This is a genomic window from Enterobacter cloacae complex sp. ECL352, assembly GCF_020149545.1.
GTDB lineage: Bacteria > Pseudomonadota > Gammaproteobacteria > Enterobacterales > Enterobacteriaceae > Enterobacter > Enterobacter asburiae_B.
Window position 1 is genome coordinate 2,330,758 of sequence record NZ_CP083709.1, and the last position, 19,433, is coordinate 2,350,190.

Annotated in this window: 20 protein-coding genes; 17 read left to right on the forward strand and 3 right to left on the reverse strand. The window is 54.5% G+C overall.

All coding sequences use genetic code 11. The features are described from left to right. Window positions 1–199 precede the first annotated feature (199 nt). From atpI to phoU, 16 genes are all read left to right on the forward strand, one after another. The gene (gene atpI, locus LBF07_RS11370; protein WP_094935439.1) at window positions 200–580 is read left to right on the forward strand and encodes a F0F1 ATP synthase subunit I; all 381 of its coding nucleotides are present in this window, start codon (window positions 200–202) and stop codon (window positions 578–580) included. A gap of 8 nt (window positions 581–588) precedes the next feature. Then, window positions 589–1,404 (forward strand): F0F1 ATP synthase subunit A, encoded by an 816-nt coding sequence (gene atpB / locus LBF07_RS11375; RefSeq protein WP_023309789.1) that lies wholly within the window; start codon window positions 589–591, stop codon window positions 1,402–1,404. Window positions 1,405–1,453: 49 nt separating this feature from the next. Next, window positions 1,454–1,693 carry a F0F1 ATP synthase subunit C gene (gene atpE / locus LBF07_RS11380; RefSeq protein ID WP_000429386.1) on the forward strand — a complete coding sequence of 80 codons (240 nt, stop codon included), beginning with the start codon at window positions 1,454–1,456 and terminating at the stop codon, window positions 1,691–1,693. A gap of 48 nt (window positions 1,694–1,741) precedes the next feature. Then, entirely contained in the window at window positions 1,742–2,212 is a 471-nt protein-coding gene (gene atpF / locus LBF07_RS11385; protein ID WP_014072436.1) for a F0F1 ATP synthase subunit B, read from the forward strand. 14 nt (window positions 2,213–2,226) lie between these two features. Continuing rightward, the gene (gene atpH / locus LBF07_RS11390; protein ID WP_023309790.1) at window positions 2,227–2,760 is read left to right on the forward strand and encodes a F0F1 ATP synthase subunit delta; all 534 of its coding nucleotides are present in this window, start codon (window positions 2,227–2,229) and stop codon (window positions 2,758–2,760) included. A 12-nt stretch (window positions 2,761–2,772) separates the two neighbouring features. After that, a complete protein-coding gene (atpA, locus tag LBF07_RS11395; RefSeq protein ID WP_006808751.1) occupies window positions 2,773–4,314 on the forward strand; it encodes a F0F1 ATP synthase subunit alpha in 1,542 nt (513 codons plus the stop codon). Window positions 4,315–4,365: 51 nt separating this feature from the next. After that, entirely contained in the window at window positions 4,366–5,229 is an 864-nt protein-coding gene (gene atpG, locus LBF07_RS11400) for a F0F1 ATP synthase subunit gamma (protein WP_008500191.1), read from the forward strand. Window positions 5,230–5,260: 31 nt separating this feature from the next. Beyond that, window positions 5,261–6,643: a F0F1 ATP synthase subunit beta gene (gene atpD, locus LBF07_RS11405; protein ID WP_006177559.1), complete on the forward strand. Its 1,383-nt coding sequence runs from the start codon at window positions 5,261–5,263 to the stop codon at window positions 6,641–6,643. Window positions 6,644–6,663: 20 nt separating this feature from the next. Then, the gene (locus tag LBF07_RS11410) at window positions 6,664–7,083 is read left to right on the forward strand and encodes a F0F1 ATP synthase subunit epsilon (RefSeq protein ID WP_006177560.1); all 420 of its coding nucleotides are present in this window, start codon (window positions 6,664–6,666) and stop codon (window positions 7,081–7,083) included. A 138-nt stretch (window positions 7,084–7,221) separates the two neighbouring features. Next, on the forward strand, window positions 7,222–8,592 hold the full coding sequence (gene glmU, locus LBF07_RS11415; protein ID WP_094935440.1) for a bifunctional UDP-N-acetylglucosamine diphosphorylase/glucosamine-1-phosphate N-acetyltransferase GlmU: 1,371 nt from the start codon (window positions 7,222–7,224) through the stop codon (window positions 8,590–8,592). 362 nt (window positions 8,593–8,954) lie between these two features. Then, window positions 8,955–10,784, forward strand: coding sequence for a glutamine--fructose-6-phosphate transaminase (isomerizing) (glmS, locus tag LBF07_RS11420; protein ID WP_023309792.1), 1,830 nt, complete (start codon window positions 8,955–8,957; stop codon window positions 10,782–10,784). Window positions 10,785–11,105: 321 nt separating this feature from the next. Continuing rightward, window positions 11,106–12,146, forward strand: a complete 1,041-nt coding sequence (gene pstS, locus LBF07_RS11425; protein WP_008500186.1) for a phosphate ABC transporter substrate-binding protein PstS — start codon at window positions 11,106–11,108, stop codon at window positions 12,144–12,146. Window positions 12,147–12,274: 128 nt separating this feature from the next. Further along, complete coding sequence (pstC, locus tag LBF07_RS11430) at window positions 12,275–13,234, forward strand: phosphate ABC transporter permease PstC (protein WP_024907883.1); 960 nt, start codon at window positions 12,275–12,277, stop codon at window positions 13,232–13,234. Next, a complete protein-coding gene (gene pstA / locus LBF07_RS11435) occupies window positions 13,234–14,124 on the forward strand; it encodes a phosphate ABC transporter permease PstA (protein WP_023309794.1) in 891 nt (296 codons plus the stop codon). The genes pstC and pstA overlap by 1 nt, the downstream gene beginning before the upstream one ends. 47 nt (window positions 14,125–14,171) lie before the next feature. After that, window positions 14,172–14,945 (forward strand): phosphate ABC transporter ATP-binding protein PstB, encoded by a 774-nt coding sequence (gene pstB, locus LBF07_RS11440; RefSeq protein WP_010426574.1) that lies wholly within the window; start codon window positions 14,172–14,174, stop codon window positions 14,943–14,945. Window positions 14,946–14,971: 26 nt separating this feature from the next. After that, a complete protein-coding gene (gene phoU / locus LBF07_RS11445) occupies window positions 14,972–15,697 on the forward strand; it encodes a phosphate signaling complex protein PhoU (protein ID WP_008500182.1) in 726 nt (241 codons plus the stop codon). 81 nt (window positions 15,698–15,778) lie between these two features. On the opposite strand, the gene yieH is transcribed toward phoU, so the two are convergent. Then, a complete protein-coding gene (gene yieH, locus LBF07_RS11450) occupies window positions 15,779–16,444 on the reverse strand; it encodes a 6-phosphogluconate phosphatase (RefSeq protein WP_045888256.1) in 666 nt (221 codons plus the stop codon). A 164-nt stretch (window positions 16,445–16,608) separates the two neighbouring features. Between yieH and adeP the strand changes: the two genes are divergently transcribed. Beyond that, on the forward strand, window positions 16,609–17,946 hold the full coding sequence (gene adeP / locus LBF07_RS11455; RefSeq protein WP_023309797.1) for an adenine permease AdeP: 1,338 nt from the start codon (window positions 16,609–16,611) through the stop codon (window positions 17,944–17,946). Window positions 17,947–18,038: 92 nt separating this feature from the next. Here the strand turns inward: adeP and LBF07_RS11460 are convergent, their stop codons facing one another. Further along, window positions 18,039–18,605 (reverse strand): NADPH-dependent FMN reductase, encoded by a 567-nt coding sequence (locus tag LBF07_RS11460; protein ID WP_049015527.1) that lies wholly within the window; start codon window positions 18,603–18,605, stop codon window positions 18,039–18,041. 36 nt (window positions 18,606–18,641) lie between these two features. Next, a complete protein-coding gene (locus LBF07_RS11465) occupies window positions 18,642–19,388 on the reverse strand; it encodes a 4'-phosphopantetheinyl transferase superfamily protein (RefSeq protein ID WP_069303443.1) in 747 nt (248 codons plus the stop codon). Window positions 19,389–19,433: the final 45 nt, after the last annotated feature.

The following is a 19,433-nucleotide window of genomic DNA, read 5'->3' on the forward strand; positions in this document are numbered from 1 at the left end:
GTTGACGCTTTCAGCGAAAGTTAAAAAATAGCGGTGGGGAAAAATATTTAAACATTTATTCACCTTTTCGCTACTTAATGTTTGAAATCACGGGTGCGCACCGTATAATTTGACCGCTTTTTGATGCTTGACTCTGAGCCTTAAAGGACGTTTTATACGACACGCGGCATACCTCGAAGGGAGCAGGAGTAAAAACGTGATGTCTGTGTCGCTCTTGAGTAGAAACGTTGCTCGTAAGCTTCTGTTCATTCAGTTTCTGGCTGTGATAGCAAGTGGACTGCTGTTTAGCCTCAAAGACCCCTTCTGGGGCATCTCCGCCGTGTGCGGGGGTTTGGCGGTTGTGCTGCCAAACGTGTTGTTTATTATTTTTGCCTGGCGTCATCAGGCGCATACACCTGCCAAAGGCCGCGTGGCCTGGTCCTTCGCCCTCGGCGAAGTGTGTAAGGTGTTGCTGACCTTTGCTCTACTGGTGATGGCGCTGGCGGTTTTGAAAGTGGTCTTCATGCCGCTGATAGCAACGTGGGTTTTGGTGCTGGTGGTACAAGTTCTGGCTCCAGCTGTAATCAATAACAAAGGGTAAAAGGCATCATGGCTTCAGAAAATATGACGCCGCAGGATTACATAGGTCACCATCTGAATAACCTTCAGCTGGACCTGCGTACATTCTCGCTGGTGGATCCACATAACCCCCCGGCCACCTTCTGGACGATCAACATCGACTCCATGTTCTTCTCGGTGGTTTTGGGTCTTCTGTTCCTGGCCATGTTCCGCGGTGTTGCTAAACGAGCGACCAGCGGTGTTCCAGGGAAATTCCAGACCTTCATCGAAATGATCATCGGCTTCGTCCATGGCAGCGTCAAAGACATGTACCATGGTAAGAGCAAGCTGATTGCTCCGCTGGCCCTGACCGTGTTCGTTTGGGTCTTCCTGATGAACCTGATGGACCTGCTGCCAATCGATCTGCTGCCGTTCATCGGCGAGCACATCTTCGGCCTGCCTGCGCTGCGTGTTGTACCGTCTGCGGACGTGAACATCACCCTGTCGATGGCGCTGGGCGTATTTATCCTGATTCTTTTCTACAGCATCAAAATGAAAGGCGTAAGCGGCTTTGTGAAAGAGCTTACCTTGCAGCCGTTCAACCACTGGGCGTTTATTCCGGTCAACCTGATCCTGGAAGGCGTTAGCCTGCTGTCCAAACCTGTTTCACTGGGTCTGCGACTGTTCGGCAACATGTATGCGGGTGAGCTGATTTTCATTCTGATCGCGGGTCTTCTGCCGTGGTGGTCACAGTGGATTCTGAATGTGCCATGGGCCATTTTCCACATCCTGATCATTACGCTGCAAGCCTTTATCTTCATGGTTCTGACGATCGTCTATCTGTCGATGGCGTCTGAAGAGCACTGATTTTTTACCAACACTACTACGTTTTAATTGAAACAAACTGGAGACTGTCATGGAAAACCTGAATATGGATCTGCTGTACATGGCTGCCGCTGTGATGATGGGTCTGGCGGCTATCGGTGCTGCGATCGGTATCGGCATCCTCGGGGGCAAATTCCTGGAAGGCGCAGCGCGTCAACCTGATCTGATTCCTCTGCTGCGTACTCAGTTCTTTATCGTTATGGGTCTGGTGGATGCTATCCCAATGATCGCTGTAGGTCTGGGTCTGTACGTGATGTTTGCTGTCGCGTAGTAGTAGTTTTAAAACCCTAAGCCACAGAAATTAAAGAGGTATTGTGCTGTGAACATGAACGCAACAATCCTCGGCCAGGCCATCGCGTTTATTCTCTTTGTCTGGTTCTGCATGAAGTATGTATGGCCGCCTTTAATGGCAGCCATCGAAAAACGTCAGAAAGAAATTGCTGACGGTCTGGCTTCCGCAGAACGCGCTAAGAAAGATTTGGACCTTGCACAGGCCAACGCGACAGACCAGCTGAAAAAAGCGAAAGCTGAAGCTCAGGTAATCATTGAACAGGCTAACAAACGCCGTTCTCAGATCCTGGACGAAGCCAAAGCTGAAGCAGAACAGGAACGTACTAAGATCGTGACACAGGCTCAGGCAGAAATTGATGCTGAGCGTAAACGTGCTCGTGAAGAACTGCGTAAGCAGGTTGCGATTCTGGCTGTTGCTGGCGCCGAGAAGATCATCGAACGTTCCGTGGATGAAGCTGCTAACAGCGACATCGTGGACAAACTTGTCGCTGAACTGTAAGGAGGGAGGGGCTGATGTCTGAATTTGTTACGGTAGCTCGCCCCTACGCCAAAGCAGCTTTTGACTTTGCTGTCGAACACCAAAATGTCGATCGCTGGCAGGATATGCTGGCGTTTGCCGCTGAGGTGACGAAAAACGAACAAATGGCTGAGTTGCTTTCCGGTGCGTTAGCACCTGAAACTCTCGCCGCGTCGTTTATCGCCGTGTGCGGAGAGCAACTGGATGCCAACGGCCAGAACCTGATTAAGGTGATGGCAGAAAATGGTCGTCTCCGTGTGCTCCCGGATGTTCTCGAGCAGTTTGAGCACTTACGTGCCCTTAGTGAAGCAACCGCTGAAGTCGAAGTGACTTCTGCGACTGAACTGAGTAATGAACAGCTTGCGAAAATCACCGCCGCGATGGAAAAACGTCTGTCACGCAAAGTTAAGCTGAATTGCAAAATCGATAAGTCTGTAATGGCAGGCGTAATCATCCGTTCGGGTGATATGGTCATTGATGGCAGCGTACGCGGCCGTCTTGAACGCCTTGCAGACGTCTTGCAGTCTTAAGGGGACTGGAGCATGCAACTGAATTCCACCGAAATCAGCGAACTGATCAAGCAGCGCATTGCTCAGTTCAGTGTTGTGAGTGAAGCTCACAACGAAGGTACTATTGTTTCTGTAAGTGACGGTGTTATCCGCATCCACGGCCTGGCCGATTGTATGCAGGGTGAGATGATTTCCCTGCCGGGTAACCGTTACGCTATCGCACTGAACCTGGAGCGCGACTCCGTAGGTGCAGTTGTGATGGGTCCATACGCTGACCTCGCCGAAGGCATGAAGGTTAAGTGTACTGGCCGTATTCTGGAAGTGCCGGTTGGCCGTGGCCTGCTGGGTCGCGTTGTTAACACCCTGGGTGCGCCAATCGACGGTAAAGGTCCGGTTGAGCACGATGGCTTCTCCCCAATCGAAGTTATCGCACCAGGCGTTATCGACCGTCAGTCCGTAGATCAGCCTGTTCAGACAGGTTATAAGTCCGTTGATGCCATGATCCCAATCGGTCGTGGTCAGCGTGAACTGATCATCGGTGACCGTCAGACCGGTAAAACCGCGATGGCTATCGACGCCATCATCAATCAGCGTGACTCCGGCATCAAATGTGTGTACGTGGCCATCGGCCAGAAAGCGTCCACCATTTCTAACGTGGTTCGTAAACTGGAAGAGCACGGCGCACTGTCTAACACCATCGTTGTGGTAGCAACTGCGTCTGAATCTGCTGCACTGCAATACCTGGCGCCATATGCCGGTTGCGCAATGGGCGAATATTTCCGTGACCGCGGTGAAGATGCACTGATCGTATACGATGACCTGTCTAAACAGGCTGTTGCTTATCGTCAGGTTTCCCTGCTGCTCCGTCGTCCACCTGGACGTGAAGCGTTCCCTGGCGACGTATTCTACCTCCACTCTCGTCTGCTGGAGCGTGCTTCCCGCGTTAATGCGGAATACGTCGAGAACTTCACCAAAGGTGAAGTCAAGGGTAAAACGGGCTCTCTGACCGCTCTGCCGATCATTGAAACCCAGGCGGGTGACGTTTCTGCGTTCGTTCCGACTAACGTAATCTCCATTACCGATGGTCAGATCTTCCTGGAAACCAACCTGTTTAACTCCGGTATCCGTCCGGCGGTTAACCCGGGTATCTCCGTATCCCGTGTTGGTGGTGCTGCTCAGACCAAGATCATCAAGAAACTGTCCGGTGGTATCCGTACCGCGCTGGCACAGTATCGTGAACTGGCTGCGTTCTCTCAGTTCGCATCCGATCTGGACGAAGCAACCCGTAAACAGCTGAGCCACGGTCAGAAAGTGACCGAGCTGCTGAAGCAGAAACAGTACGCACCAATGTCTGTTGCTCAGCAGGGCCTGGTACTGTTCGCGGCTGAACGCGGTTACCTCGAAGATGTGGAACTGGCGAAAATCGGTAGCTTCGAAGCCGCTCTGCTGGCTTACGTCGACCGTGATCACGCTCCGCTGATGCAAGAGATCAACCAGACCGGTGGCTATAACGACGAAATCGAAGGCAAGCTGAAAGCTATCCTCGATTCCTTCAAAGCAACCCAATCCTGGTAATCGTCCGGCGGCTTGTCTCAGGACAAGCCGCCTGGCATTGAGGAGAAGCTCATGGCCGGCGCAAAAGAGATACGTAGTAAGATCGCAAGCGTCCAGAACACGCAAAAGATCACTAAAGCGATGGAGATGGTCGCCGCTTCCAAAATGCGTAAATCGCAGGATCGCATGGCGGCCAGCCGTCCATATGCAGAAACCATGCGCAAAGTGATTGGTCACCTTGCAAACGGTAATCTGGAATATAAGCACCCTTACCTGGAAGAACGCGACGTTAAGCGCGTGGGCTACCTGGTGGTGTCGACCGACCGTGGTCTGTGTGGCGGCTTGAACATTAACCTGTTCAAAAAACTGCTGGCGGATATGAAAGCATGGTCTGAAAAAGGCGTTCAGTGCGATATCGCAATGATCGGCTCTAAAGGCGTCTCTTTCTTTAACTCCGTTGGTGGCAACATTGTCGCTCAGGTGACCGGTATGGGTGATAACCCGTCCCTGTCCGAACTGATCGGCCCGGTTAAAGTGATGTTGCAGGCCTATGATGAAGGCCGTCTGGACAGACTGTACGTTGTCAGCAACAAATTCATTAACACCATGTCTCAGGTTCCAACGCTCACTCAGATGCTGCCATTACCGGCATCAGAAGATGACGAGCTGAAGCAAAAAGCCTGGGATTACCTGTATGAACCCGATCCGAAACCGCTGCTGGATACCCTGCTGCGTCGTTACGTTGAATCTCAGGTTTATCAGGGCGTTGTAGAAAACCTGGCCAGCGAGCAGGCCGCACGAATGGTGGCGATGAAAGCCGCGACCGATAATGGCGGCAGCCTGATTAAAGAGCTGCAGTTGGTTTACAACAAAGCTCGTCAGGCCAGCATTACTCAGGAACTCACCGAGATCGTCTCGGGGGCCGCCGCGGTTTAACCAGGTTTACGAATTACGTAGAGGATTCAAGATGGCTACTGGAAAGATTGTCCAGGTAATCGGCGCCGTGGTGGACGTCGAGTTCCCTCAGGACGCCGTACCACGCGTGTACGACGCGCTTGAGGTACAGAATGGTAACGAGAGCCTGGTGCTGGAAGTTCAGCAGCAGCTCGGCGGCGGTATCGTGCGTACCATCGCTATGGGTTCTTCCGACGGTCTGCGTCGTGGTCTGGAAGTAAAAGACCTTGAGCACCCGATCGAAGTCCCGGTAGGTAAAGCAACACTGGGTCGTATCATGAACGTATTGGGTCAGCCAATCGACATGAAAGGCGACATCGGTGAAGAAGAGCGTTGGGCTATCCACCGCGCGGCACCTTCCTACGAAGAGCTGTCCAGCTCTCAGGAACTGCTGGAAACCGGTATCAAAGTTATCGACCTGATGTGTCCGTTCGCGAAGGGCGGTAAAGTCGGTCTGTTCGGTGGTGCGGGTGTTGGTAAAACCGTAAACATGATGGAGCTGATCCGTAACATCGCGATCGAGCACTCCGGTTACTCCGTGTTTGCGGGCGTAGGTGAACGTACTCGTGAGGGTAACGATTTCTACCACGAAATGACCGACTCCAACGTTCTGGACAAAGTATCCCTGGTTTACGGCCAGATGAACGAGCCACCTGGAAACCGTCTGCGCGTTGCGCTGACCGGTCTGACGATGGCTGAGAAATTCCGTGACGAAGGCCGTGACGTTCTGCTGTTCGTTGATAACATCTATCGTTACACCTTGGCCGGTACGGAAGTATCTGCACTGCTGGGTCGTATGCCTTCAGCGGTAGGTTATCAGCCTACGCTGGCGGAAGAGATGGGTGTTCTTCAGGAACGTATCACCTCTACCAAAACCGGTTCTATCACCTCCGTTCAGGCGGTATACGTACCTGCGGATGACTTGACTGACCCATCTCCAGCAACCACCTTTGCGCACTTAGATGCAACCGTGGTACTGAGCCGTCAGATCGCGTCTCTGGGTATCTACCCGGCCGTTGACCCGCTGGACTCCACCAGCCGTCAGCTGGATCCACTGGTTGTTGGTCAGGAACACTACGACACCGCGCGTGGCGTACAGTCCCTGCTGCAGCGTTACCAGGAACTGAAAGACATCATCGCCATCCTGGGTATGGATGAACTGTCTGAAGAAGACAAACTGGTGGTAGCACGTGCGCGTAAGATCCAGCGCTTCCTGTCCCAGCCGTTCTTCGTTGCGGAAGTATTCACCGGTTCTCCGGGTAAATACGTTTCCCTGAAAGACACCATCCGTGGCTTTAAAGGCATCATGGAAGGCGAATACGATCACCTGCCGGAGCAGGCGTTCTACATGGTTGGTTCCATCGACGAAGCCGTGGAAAAAGCCAAAAAACTTTAACGCCTTAATCGGAGGGTGATATGGCAATGACTTACCACCTGGACGTCGTCAGCGCAGAGCAACAAATGTTCTCTGGTCTGGTCGAGAAAATCCAGGTAACGGGTAGTGAAGGTGAACTGGGTATTTTCCCGGGTCACGCACCGCTGCTCACCGCCATTAAGCCTGGTATGATCCGCATCGTTAAACAGTTCGGTCACGAAGAGTTTATCTATCTCTCCGGCGGCATTCTTGAAGTGCAGCCTGGCAGTGTGACCGTTCTGGCCGATACCGCTATCCGTGGACAGGATCTCGACGAAGCGCGAGCCCTGGAATCGAAGCGTAAGGCTGAAGAGCACATTAGCAGCTCTCATGGTGACGTGGATTACGCTCAGGCGTCTGCGGAGCTGGCCAAAGCGATCGCGAAACTGCGCGTTATCGAGTTGACCAAAAAAGCGATGTAACACCGGCTTGAAAAGCACAAAAGCCAGTCTGGATACCAGGCTGGCTTTTTTTTTCGGCCTTAATTCATGATGAAAAAGATGTAGAATTTTAAGCATCAAACGTTTTTACTTCACACTCAAACTACCGTCAGGATGCGTATGTCAAACAGTGCGATGAGCGTGGTGATCCTTGCCGCTGGCAAAGGGACCCGCATGTATTCCGATCTGCCTAAGGTGCTCCACACGCTTGCAGGAAAGCCAATGGTGCAGCATGTCATTGATGCAGCGAACGAACTGGGTGCCGGTCAGGTCCACCTGGTCTACGGCCACGGCGGCGATCTGCTTAAAAAGACGCTGAGCGATGACAAGCTCAACTGGGTGCTTCAGGCCGAACAGCTGGGCACAGGCCATGCGATGCAGCAGGCTGCGCCTTTCTTTGCGGATGACGAAGACATTTTGATGCTCTACGGCGATGTCCCGCTGATCTCCGTTGAAACCCTGACTCGCCTGCGTGAAGCCAAACCGCAGGGCGGTATCGGTTTGTTGACCGTCGTGCTGGACGATCCAAGCGGTTATGGCCGCATCACCCGTGAAAACGGCAACGTCACGGGTATTGTTGAGCATAAAGATGCCAGCGACGAACAGCGCCAGATTCAGGAGATCAACACCGGTATTCTGATTGCCAATGGCGCGGACATGAAGCGCTGGCTGTCTCAGCTCAACAACAACAACGCACAGGGTGAATTCTACATCACCGACATCATTGCGATGGCGTACCAGGAAGGACGTGAGATTGCGGCGGTTCATCCGGCGCGCATCAGCGAAACCGAAGGGGTGAATAACCGTCTTCAGCTTTCCCGCCTGGAGCGCGTTTATCAGTCCGAGCAGGCCGAAAAACTGCTGCTGGCGGGCGTGATGCTGCGCGATCCGGCGCGTTTCGATCTGCGTGGTTCGTTATCTCACGGTCGTGACGTTGAAATTGATACGAACGTTATCCTCGAAGGTCACGTCACGCTGGGCAATCGCATCAAAATTGGCGCCGGCTGCGTGATTAAAAACAGCGTCATCGGCGACGACTGCGAAATCAGCCCGTACAGCGTGGTAGAAGATGCTCGTCTGGATGCGGCCTGTACCATCGGCCCGTTTGCGCGTCTGCGCCCGGGCGCTGAGCTGCTGGAAGGCGCTCACGTGGGTAACTTCGTGGAAATGAAAAAAGCGCGTCTGGGTAAAGGCTCGAAAGCCGGTCATCTGACCTATCTGGGCGACGCGGAAATTGGCAATAACGTGAATATTGGTGCAGGGACTATTACCTGTAACTATGACGGTGCGAATAAGTTTAAAACCATCATCGGTGACGACGTGTTCGTTGGCTCCGATACGCAGCTGGTGGCGCCTGTTACCGTGGGTAACGGGGTGACTATCGCCGCCGGAACAACCGTTACGCGCGATGTGGCCGAGAACGAGCTGGTGTTAAGCCGCGTGCCGCAGGTCAGCAAGCAGGGCTGGAAACGCCCGGTGAAGAAAAAGTAACGGATTTACCCCTCACCCTAACCCTCTCCCCATAGGGGAGAGGGGATCGTTCGGTGCGGTGTTTTTCTCCCTCGCCCCTTTGGGGAGAGGGCCGGGGTGAGGGGATAATATAATCCTCCCCCCACAAGCAGTACCCATAAAAATAACCCCACTCTCTACAAGGCTCGGGGTGCCCGGAAAGGGCGTTACCCAAAGGATTTCGCGTTGTGGCAAGGCGGCAAGCGTATGAGTCCATGGGAGCTTATTTAAGTAAGTGACCGTGGCGAGTACGAGAAGCCAACGCAGCCGCAGCGTGAAAGACGCAGGGAAAATACAGGTCAGCGACAACGCAGGCATAATGCCTAAATTCGGAATCTAAAATTATGTGTGGAATTGTTGGCGCAGTTGCGCAGCGTGATATTGCTGAAATCCTTCTCGAAGGTTTACGTCGTCTGGAATACCGTGGTTACGACTCTGCCGGTCTGGCTGTCGTCGATGCAGAAGGTCATATGACCCGTCTGCGTCGTCTCGGTAAAGTGCAGATGCTGGCCCAGGCCGCGGAAGAACATCCGCTGCACGGTGGTACCGGTATTGCGCACACCCGCTGGGCGACGCACGGCGAACCGTCTGAAGGTAACGCGCACCCGCATGTGTCTGAACACATCGTGGTCGTGCACAACGGCATTATCGAAAACCACGAACCGCTGCGCGAAGAACTGAAAGCGCGCGGCTACACCTTCGTCTCTGAAACTGACACCGAAGTGATTGCTCACCTGGTGCACTGGGAGCTGGAGCAGGGCGGTACACTGCGTGATGCGGTGCTGCGTGCTATCCCTCAGCTGCGCGGTGCGTACGGTACGGTGATCATGGATTCCCGCGATCCGTCCACATTGCTGGCCGCGCGTTCCGGTAGCCCGATGGTTATCGGTCTGGGTATGGGCGAAAACTTCATCGCTTCTGACCAGCTGGCGCTCCTGCCGGTCACCCGTCGCTTTATCTTCCTCGAAGAGGGTGATATCGCGGAAGTGACCCGTCGCAGCGTGACCGTCTTCGATACCAAAGGCGAGCAGGTGAAACGTCAGGAGATCGAATCGAATCTGCAGTACGACGCGGGCGACAAAGGCGCTTACCGTCACTACATGCAGAAAGAGATTTACGAGCAGCCAAACGCCATCAAAAACACGCTGACCGGGCGCATCAGCCACGGTGAAGTGGATCTGAGCGAGCTGGGCGCAAACGCGAACGAACTGCTTGGCAAGGTCGAGCATATTCAGATCGTGGCCTGCGGCACCTCTTACAACTCCGGTATGGTTTCTCGCTACTGGTTTGAATCCCTGGCGGGCGTGCCGTGCGATGTGGAAATCGCGTCTGAATTCCGCTATCGCAAATCCGCGGTGCGTCGTAACAGCCTGATGATCACCCTTTCCCAGTCCGGCGAAACGGCGGATACGCTGGCAGCTCTGCGTCTGTCTAAAGAGCTGGGTTACCTGGGCTCGCTGGCTATCTGTAACGTTCCTGGCTCATCGCTGGTGCGTGAGTCCGATCTGGCGCTGATGACCAAAGCGGGTACCGAAATCGGTGTGGCCTCCACCAAAGCGTTTACCACTCAGCTGACCGTTCTGCTGATGCTGGTGGCGAAGCTTGCGCGTCTGAAAGGTGAAGATGCGTCCGTTGAGCACGACATCGTTCACGGCCTGCAGGCGCTGCCGAGCCGTATTGAGCAGATGCTGTCTCAGGACAAACGCATTGAAGCGCTGGCGGAAGATTTCTCCGACAAACATCACGCCCTGTTCCTGGGTCGTGGGGATCAGTATCCGATTGCGCTGGAAGGCGCGCTGAAGCTGAAAGAGATCTCCTACATTCACGCTGAAGCCTATGCGGCTGGCGAGCTGAAGCACGGCCCGCTGGCGCTGATTGACGCGGATATGCCGGTCATCGTTGTGGCACCAAACAACGAACTGCTGGAAAAACTGAAGTCTAACATCGAAGAAGTGCGTGCCCGCGGCGGCGTTCTGTACGTCTTCGCCGACAAAGATGCCGGTTTCGTCAGCAACGACAACATGCACATTATCGAGATGCCGCATGTGGAAGAGGTGATTGCACCAATCTTCTACACCGTTCCGCTGCAGCTGCTGGCCTATCACGTTGCGCTGATCAAAGGCACCGACGTTGACCAGCCGCGTAACCTGGCGAAATCGGTTACCGTAGAATAATCCCTTCAGGCTCCACCTTCCGGTGGAGCTTTTTTATCCCACCCGGCTTGTTTTTAATCAATCCTTTCTCGTTTTTAATAATGACAATTTGTCATCTTCAGCTACTTTTTTCAGTGTCACATAAAGAAAATATTTCTGAAAACGTCTTGTCATAAAAGCGGCTAACACGATGAAAAATAAGCTTTCTTTTGCTGGTTTTTAAGTGAAATTAACGTTGTCATAAAACTGTCATAATTCGTACATTTATCTGTCACCTGTTTGTCCTATTTTGCTCATCGTAGCCACTAAACAACGATTTACGAAAATCTTGCAGGAGACATTATGAAAGTTATGCGTACCACTGTCGCAACTGTTGTCGCCGCGACCTTATCTCTGAGCGCGTTCTCTGTATTTGCAGAAGCAAGCCTGACTGGCGCTGGTGCAACCTTCCCTGCGCCGGTGTATGCCAAATGGGCGGATACCTACCAGAAAGAAACCGGTAACAAGGTTAACTATCAGGGTATCGGCTCCTCCGGTGGCGTTAAACAAATTACCGCGAACACTGTTGATTTCGGCGCATCAGACGCTCCGCTGTCTGATGACAAACTGGCTCAGGAAGGCCTGTTCCAGTTCCCTACCGTGATCGGCGGTGTGGTTCTGGCCATCAACCTGCCGGGCGTGAAGTCGGGTGAGCTGGTGCTGGACGGCAAAACGCTGGGTGACATCTACCTGGGCAAAATCAAAAAATGGGATGACGAAGCGATCGCTAAACTCAACCCAGGCCTGAAGCTGCCTTCTCAGAACATCGCCGTGGTTCGCCGCGCGGATGGTTCCGGTACCTCTTTCGTGTTCACCAGCTACCTGGCAAAAGTGAACGAAGAGTGGAAATCTAAAGTCGGCTCCGGCTCTACCGTTAACTGGCCAACCGGTCTGGGCGGTAAAGGTAACGACGGTATCGCCGCATTCGTACAGCGTCTGCCTGGCTCAATTGGTTACGTAGAGTATGCGTACGCCAAGCAGAACAACCTGTCCTACACCAAACTGGTTTCAGCCGACGGCAAACCGGTTAGCCCGACCGAAGAGAACTTTGCTAACGCGGCGAAAGGCGCTGACTGGAGCAAATCCTTCGCGCAGGATCTGACTAACCAGAAAGGCGAAGGTGCATGGCCAATCACCTCTACCACTTTCATCCTGGTTCACAAAGAGCAGAAGAAACCTGAGCAGGGCGCCGAAGTGCTGAAGTTCTTCGACTGGGCGTACAAAAACGGCGGCAAACAGGCTAACGCCCTGGATTACGCCACCCTGCCGGACAACGTGGTTGAGCAGATTCGCGCTGCATGGAAAACCAACGTGAAAGACAGCAGCGGTAAAGCGCTGTACTAACAGGATATATTTAACGAAGATGGCGGGTGGCGCTGCGCTTACCCGCCCTACGGTTTAAGCTGTAGGCCCGGTAAGCGTCAGCGCCACCGGGCATATTCGTAAAAACGTCTCAAACAGAAGAGTAATTTATGGCTGCAACCAAGCCTGCATTTAACCCTCCGGGTAAAAAAGGTGACATGATTTTCAGCGCGCTGGTGAAACTGGCTGCGCTGATTGTGCTATTGCTGCTGGGCGGCATTATCGTGTCTCTGATTTTCTCCTCATGGCCGAGCATCCAGAAATTCGGTTTTTCCTTCCTGTGGACCAAAGAGTGGGACGCGCCGAACGACATCTACGGTGCCCTGGTGCCGATTTACGGCACGCTGATGACCTCGTTCATCGCCCTGCTGATTGCGGTTCCGGTGAGCTTTGGTATTGCCCTGTTCCTGACGGAGCTGGCGCCGGGCTGGCTGCGACGCCCGCTGGGTATTGCTATCGAACTGCTGGCGGCCATTCCAAGTATCGTTTACGGCATGTGGGGTCTGTTCATCTTTGCTCCGCTGTTCGCCACGTATTTCCAGGAACCGGTCGGTAACGTGCTTTCCGCCATTCCGTTTGTGGGTGCCTTGTTCTCTGGCCCGGCTTTCGGTATCGGCATTCTGGCGGCAGGTGTGATCCTCGCCATCATGATTATTCCGTACATTGCGGCGGTTATGCGCGATGTCTTCGAACAAACGCCGGTGATGATGAAAGAGTCGGCCTACGGCATCGGCTGCACCACCTGGGAAGTTATCTGGCGCATTGTCCTTCCGTTCACCAAAAATGGGGTGATCGGGGGCGTGATGCTGGGCCTGGGTCGTGCGCTGGGTGAAACCATGGCGGTCACCTTTATCATCGGTAACACCTACCAGCTCGACAGCGCGTCGCTCTACATGCCGGGTAACAGTATTACCTCGGCGCTGGCGAATGAATTTGCGGAAGCGGAATCGGGGCTGCACGTGGCGGCGCTGATGGAGCTGGGTCTGATTCTGTTCGTTATCACCTTCATTGTTCTGGCGATTTCCAAGCTGATGATTATGCGCCTCGCTAAAAATGAGGGGGCACGCTAATGGCAACTCTCGAAATGCAAGCAACCGCTGAGCTGGCGGAATCCCGCCGCAAAATGCAGGCCAGACGCCGCATGAAAAACCGTATTGCCCTGTCGCTCTCTATGGCGACAATGGCGTTCGGCCTGTTCTGGCTGGTCTGGATCCTCTTCTCGACGGTCGTTCGCGGGATTGACGGGATGTCACTGTCGCTTTTCACCGAAATGACGCCGCCGCCGAACACGGCGGGTGGTGGCCTGGCGAATGCCCTGGCGGGCAGCGGCTTGCTGATCCTCTGGGCGACGGTCTTCGGCACGCCGCTGGGCATCATGGCGGGTATCTACCTGGCTGAATACGGTCGTAAATCCTGGCTGGCGGAAGTCATTCGCTTCATCAACGACATTCTGCTGTCTGCTCCTTCTATCGTCGTGGGTCTGTTTGTTTACACCGTGGTGGTGGCGCAGATGGAACACTTCTCGGGCTGGGCGGGTGTGATTGCCCTGGCGCTGCTGCAGGTGCCGATTGTTATTCGAACCACCGAGAACATGCTGAAACTGGTGCCGGACAGCCTGCGTGAAGCGGCTTATGCGCTGGGTACGCCGAAATGGAAGATGATCTCTGCGATTACGCTGAAGGCGTCCGTCTCCGGGATCATGACCGGTATCCTGCTGGCGGTGGCGCGTATCGCGGGTGAAACGGCGCCGCTGCTGTTTACGTCTCTCTCCAATCAGTTCTGGAGCACGGACATGATGCAGCCGATCGCCAACCTGCCGGTGACGATCTTTAAATTTGCGATGAGCCCATTCGCGGAATGGCAGCAGCTGGCCTGGGCCGGAGTGCTGATCATTACCCTTTGCGTACTGTTGCTGAACATTCTGGCGCGCGTCATTTTCGCGAAGAAGAAACACGGTTAATTTTTTACGGCGCGGCAGCTCGCGGCGCCGAATGAGGAAATGAGTCAATGAGTATGGTTGATACTGCCCCGGGTAAGATTCAGGTTCGTGATTTGAACTTCTACTACGGCAAATTCCATGCCCTGAAGAACATCAACCTGGATATCGCGAAGAACCAGGTCACGGCATTTATCGGTCCGTCCGGCTGTGGGAAATCCACGCTGCTGCGCACCTTTAACAAAATGTATTCGCTCTATCCGGAGCAGCGCGCTGAGGGTGAAATCATCCTGGACGGTGAAAACATTCTGACCCAGGCGCAGGATATCGCCCTGCTGCGCGCCAAAGTGGGGATGGTGTTCCAGAAACCAACGCCGTTCCCGATGTCGATTTACGACAACATCGCGTTTGGCGTGCGTCTGTTTGAAAAACTCTCCCGTGCCGATATGGACGAGCGCGTGCAGTGGGCTTTGACCAAGGCCGCATTATGGAACGAAACCAAAGATAAGTTGCACCAGAGCGGTTACTCTCTCTCCGGTGGTCAGCAGCAGCGTCTGTGCATTGCGCGCGGTATTGCTATTCGCCCGGAAGTGTTGCTGCTGGATGAGCCGTGTTCAGCGCTGGACCCGATCTCAACCGGCCGTATTGAAGAGCTGATCACCGAGCTGAAGCAGGATTACACCGTGGTTATCGTGACCCATAACATGCAGCAGGCTGCACGTTGTTCCGATCACACGGCGTTTATGTACCTGGGCGAGTTGATTGAGTTCAGCGATACGGACGCGCTGTTCACCAGGCCCGCGAAGAAACAAACCGAAGATTATATTACTGGCCGCTACGGTTGATTTGCCTTAGTGCATGTGGAGAAACCATGGACAACCTCAATCTTAATAAACACATTTCCGGCCAGTTCAACGCAGAGCTGGAAAGCATTCGCACCCAGGTAATGACCATGGGCGGCATGGTCGAGCAGCAGCTTTCTGATGCGATTACGGCAATGCACAACCAGGACAGCGAGCTGGCGAAGCGCGTCATTGAAGGCGACAAAAACGTCAACATGATGGAAGTCGCTATCGACGAGGCCTGCGTGCGCATTATCGCGAAACGCCAGCCGACGGCGAGCGATCTGCGTCTGGTAATGGCGATCATCAAAACCATCGCCGAGCTGGAGCGTATTGGTGACGTTGCGGATAAAATCTGCCGCACCGCGCTGGAGAAGTTCTCTCAACAGCACCAGCCGCTGCTGGTGAGCCTGGAGTCGCTGGGCCGCCACACCGTGCAGATGTTGCACGATGTGCTGGATGCCTTTGCGCGTATGGACCTGGACGAAGCGGTGCGTATCTACCGTGAAGACAAGAAGGTCGACCAGGAGTATGAAGGCATCGTGCGTCAGCTGATGACCTACATGATGGAAGATTCACGTACGATCCCAAGCGTACTGACCGCCCTGTTCTGCGCGCGCTCTATTGAGCGTATCGGCGACCGCTGCCAGAACATTTGCGAATACATCTTCTACTTCGTGAAAGGTCAGGACTTCCGTCACGTGGGCGGCGACGAGCTGGACAAGCTGCTGGCGGGTAAAGATCCGAAAGAGTGATTTTACCCTCTCCCACAGGGAGAGGGGACAATTCGGTTTTCTCCCTCTCCCCAGGGGAGAGGGTCGGGGTGAGGGGAAAACTCAGCGAGTAATATCCCACCCGCGCGCCTTCCACAGCGCTGGCAGCTGCGCCAGATCGGTAAAGGTCGTGACGTTGGGATGATCGATCGGCTTGTTGTGCGGGTCGGCGCAGAAGTAAAACACCTCCATCCCCGCATCAATCCCCGACTGCGCGCCCGCAGACGAGTCATCCACCAGAATACAGTTCTCTACGTTGACGTTCATCGCTTTTGCCGCATGGAACATCAGCGCCGGGTCTGGCTTCCAGCGCTGGATATCGTAGCCGCTGAACAGTTTTTCCGGGAAATGGTGCAACATCTCAAGCTTGCCCAGCGAGTGCTGCATTTTGCTGACCGGGCCGTTAGAGACGACGCAGACTGGCACCGTCATCGCATCCAGCAACGCGTTAGCCCCGGAGATAACCTCCAGCTCGGAGTCGAACAGGCGTGCGACCTCGGCGCGGTACACCGGTTCCAGATCGGCTTTCGCCAGATCCACTCCGTGTTCTTCGTTAATGATGTCGATGATCTCGTAGAGCTTTACGCCCTTAAAGCGTTTAAACACCTCTTCGAGTTCCAGCGTAATGCCAAATTCCTGGAACATGGTGACATACGCGCGGGAACAAATGACCTCACTGTCGACCAGCGTACCGTCGCAGTCGAAAAATACCGCTTCAATTCCGGACATGCCTTTCCCTTTTAACAAGTTTAACGTTTACGTACGGCAGTTCGCCGGCACGCAATCGTTGCCGTATAAGCAAAATCAATGAAAAAAGTATCACGTAACCGCCACTATTGTCGCATTTTGGTATAGGATAGCGACGAATTTTCCCTCCTTGTTCGGAATTGATGATGAGTCAACAACACACTACCCAGACATCTGGTCAGGGTCTGCTTGAGCGCGTTTTTAAACTGCGCGAGCACGGCACAACGGCACGCACCGAAGTGATCGCTGGTTTCACCACCTTCCTGACGATGGTCTATATCGTTTTTGTGAACCCTCAAATTCTGGGCGTTGCTGGCATGGATACCAGCGCCGTCTTCGTGACAACCTGTCTGATCGCGGCCCTTGGCAGCATCCTGATGGGTGTATTTGCTAACCTGCCGGTTGCGCTGGCACCGGCGATGGGCCTGAATGCGTTCTTCGCGTTCGTGGTTGTTCAGGCGATGGGGCTGCCGTGGCAGGTTGGCATGGGCGCCATCTTCTGGGGCGCGGTTGGCCTGCTGCTGCTGACCATTTTCCGCGTACGTTACTGGATGATTGCGAACATTCCCGTGAGCCTGCGCGTGGGCATCACCAGCGGTATCGGTCTGTTCATCGGTATGATGGGGCTGAAAAACGCCGGCGTTATCGTGGCGAACCCGGATACGCTGGTGAGCATCGGTCACCTGACCTCTCATAACGTGCTGCTGGGCGTGCTGGGCTTCTTTATCATCGCGATCCTGGCTTCCCGTAATATTCACGCGGCGGTGCTGGTGTCCATCGTTGTCACCACCCTGCTTGGCTGGATGCTGGGCGACGTTCACTATAACGGTATCGTCTCCGCGCCACCGAGCGTATCTACCGTGATTGGTCACGTCGATCTGGCGGGTTCCCTGAACCTGGGCCTGGCTGGCGTGATTTTCTCCTTCATGCTGGTCAACCTGTTTGACTCCTCCGGCACGCTGATTGGCGTGACCGACAAAGCGGGCCTGGCGGATGAAAAAGGGAAATTCCCGCGCATGAAGCAAGCGCTGTTTGTGGACAGCGTCTCCTCTGTGACCGGTGCTTTTATCGGAACCTCGTCCGTTACCGCGTACATTGAATCGTCTTCCGGCGTGTCCGTGGGCGGCCGTACCGGCCTGACGGCGGTGGTTGTGGGTATTCTGTTCCTGCTGGTGATCTTCCTCTCTCCGCTGGCGGGTATGGTTCCTCCGTATGCGGCAGCCGGCGCGCTGATCTATGTGGGGGTGCTGATGACCTCCAGCCTGTCACGCGTGAAGTGGGATGATTTAACCGAAGCGGTGCCGGCGTTTATTACCGCCGTGATGATGCCGTTCAGCTTCTCGATTACCGAAGGTATCGCGCTGGGCTTTATCTCTTACTGCGTAATGAAGATCGGTACCGGCCGCTTCCGCGACCTCAGCCCTTGCGTCATCGTTGTGGCGCTGCTGTTTGTGCTGAAGATTGTGTTTATTGACGCCAAATAAACAGCAAGCCCTTTTCTTCGAAAAGGGCTTTAATGTTTGTTCCCTCTCCCCGTGGGAGAGGGCCAGGGTGAGGGCATCAGGCTGCAATAAGCTTAAGCCTTCACCCGCTTAATATAATCCCCAAACGCCGTCAGCTGGCCAGACAGATGATCGCGCGTGCTCTGATCCACCACTTCACCCGTTTGCGGGTCGACCTTGTTCTGAATCACACCACCCATAAATTCCGGCTTGTTCATGACCATCGCATCCAGGAACACCAGGATCTGGCGCAGATGATACTGGCAGCGCGCGCCGCCAATCGCGCCCATTGAGCTGGTCTGGATCAGCACCGGCTTGCCTGCCAGCGGCTGCTCAGGTAAGCGGGACAGCCAGTCGATGGCATTCTTCAGGCCACCCGGAACCGAATAGTTGTACTCCGGCGTGACGATGACCACGCCGTCGGCCTGGCGGATCTGCTCTGCCAGCGCCTCAACGCTCTGCGGAAAACCCTCTTCTTGCTGTACGTCAGCGTCATAGAGCGGAATATCGCCAATAGACGGCAGGGCGCTAATGTCCATTCCTGCCGGTGCCAGCTGTGGCAGCGTGCGGGCAACCATCCCGTTAAATGAACCTTTGCGCAGGCTTCCCAGTAACGTAACTACTTTCAACGTATCAGACATGATTACTCCTGTTTCATCATGATGACCCTGATTGGATCAGCTAAGGGTGAATGCTTTTTCTGCCGGTAAACTGGTTAAACGCATCAGGCGTGCGGCGGGCTCGTTGGCACGCTCGGGCACATCAGGAAGGCTACGCCATCCCTGTTGGCTGTCAAATTCCCAGATTTTCATGCGTTCGATGGCGGGGGTAACCGCAATGGACCAAATGAGCACATCCTCTGCGTCGCTGAGCGCCTCTACCAGTGTGGCCTGAGTGGCACGCAGACGTCCGGAGCCTGGCAGCAGCTGCAGCAGGCTGGCGTCGTCTGAGGCGCATCCACAGAGCTTGCGAATGCTCTGGCGCAGGGTAATGAGCTGGGCTCGGGCTTCGACAGGATCGTTCTGGTTGCGTACCCACAGCTTCTCATTGCTGGAGAGCGGATAGTCTTCATGCGCATTACCGCCATGGAAGCTGCGCGTCGCGCGCTGAAGTTCCATATCCAGCCCACAATCCCCTTCGGTGGTCAGCGCGACGCCAATGATATTGCCCGCGTAGGCAATCGAAAAACGAGGGAGGTCCGGGTCGGCAAAGACCGGGCGGCCTTCGGGCTGGGTAATGATGTCCGGCAGCTCGCTGGTGCCGTACAGCATAAACATCAGTTCTGCCAGAAGCGCTCTGGACGCTAAAAACCGCGTTCTGCGGTGTTCCGGGAGAGTAAGTGCTTCACTGTGACAGGCTGAAGAAATTCTTGCCGATACGAGACGTCCTTCCGTAAGTATCCCTCTTGCAAAGTGCGTAGCCATTTTTCGCTCCTTGATAATGGTCGTAATCGGTTAAACGGTTACATG

Excerpts from the sequence above, each read along its gene's own strand:
- atpI (WP_094935439.1), top strand. The coding sequence starts at position 200 with ATGTCTGTGTCGCTCTTGAGTAGAAACGTTGCTCGTAAGCTTCTGTTC.
- atpB (WP_023309789.1), top strand. The coding sequence starts at position 589 with ATGGCTTCAGAAAATATGACGCCGCAGGATTACATAGGTCACCATCTG.
- atpE (WP_000429386.1), top strand. The coding sequence starts at position 1,454 with ATGGAAAACCTGAATATGGATCTGCTGTACATGGCTGCCGCTGTGATG.
- atpH (WP_023309790.1), top strand. The coding sequence starts at position 2,227 with ATGTCTGAATTTGTTACGGTAGCTCGCCCCTACGCCAAAGCAGCTTTT.
- atpA (WP_006808751.1), top strand. The coding sequence starts at position 2,773 with ATGCAACTGAATTCCACCGAAATCAGCGAACTGATCAAGCAGCGCATT.
- atpG (WP_008500191.1), top strand. The coding sequence starts at position 4,366 with ATGGCCGGCGCAAAAGAGATACGTAGTAAGATCGCAAGCGTCCAGAAC.
- atpD (WP_006177559.1), top strand. The coding sequence starts at position 5,261 with ATGGCTACTGGAAAGATTGTCCAGGTAATCGGCGCCGTGGTGGACGTC.
- LBF07_RS11410 (WP_006177560.1), top strand. The coding sequence starts at position 6,664 with ATGGCAATGACTTACCACCTGGACGTCGTCAGCGCAGAGCAACAAATG.
- glmU (WP_094935440.1), top strand. The coding sequence starts at position 7,222 with ATGTCAAACAGTGCGATGAGCGTGGTGATCCTTGCCGCTGGCAAAGGG.
- glmS (WP_023309792.1), top strand. The coding sequence starts at position 8,955 with ATGTGTGGAATTGTTGGCGCAGTTGCGCAGCGTGATATTGCTGAAATC.
- pstS (WP_008500186.1), top strand. The coding sequence starts at position 11,106 with ATGAAAGTTATGCGTACCACTGTCGCAACTGTTGTCGCCGCGACCTTA.
- pstC (WP_024907883.1), top strand. The coding sequence starts at position 12,275 with ATGGCTGCAACCAAGCCTGCATTTAACCCTCCGGGTAAAAAAGGTGAC.
- pstA (WP_023309794.1), top strand. The coding sequence starts at position 13,234 with ATGGCAACTCTCGAAATGCAAGCAACCGCTGAGCTGGCGGAATCCCGC.
- pstB (WP_010426574.1), top strand. The coding sequence starts at position 14,172 with ATGAGTATGGTTGATACTGCCCCGGGTAAGATTCAGGTTCGTGATTTG.
- phoU (WP_008500182.1), top strand. The coding sequence starts at position 14,972 with ATGGACAACCTCAATCTTAATAAACACATTTCCGGCCAGTTCAACGCA.
- yieH (WP_045888256.1), bottom strand. The coding sequence starts at position 16,444 with ATGTCCGGAATTGAAGCGGTATTTTTCGACTGCGACGGTACGCTGGTC.
- adeP (WP_023309797.1), top strand. The coding sequence starts at position 16,609 with ATGAGTCAACAACACACTACCCAGACATCTGGTCAGGGTCTGCTTGAG.
- LBF07_RS11460 (WP_049015527.1), bottom strand. The coding sequence starts at position 18,605 with ATGTCTGATACGTTGAAAGTAGTTACGTTACTGGGAAGCCTGCGCAAA.
- LBF07_RS11465 (WP_069303443.1), bottom strand. The coding sequence starts at position 19,388 with ATGGCTACGCACTTTGCAAGAGGGATACTTACGGAAGGACGTCTCGTA.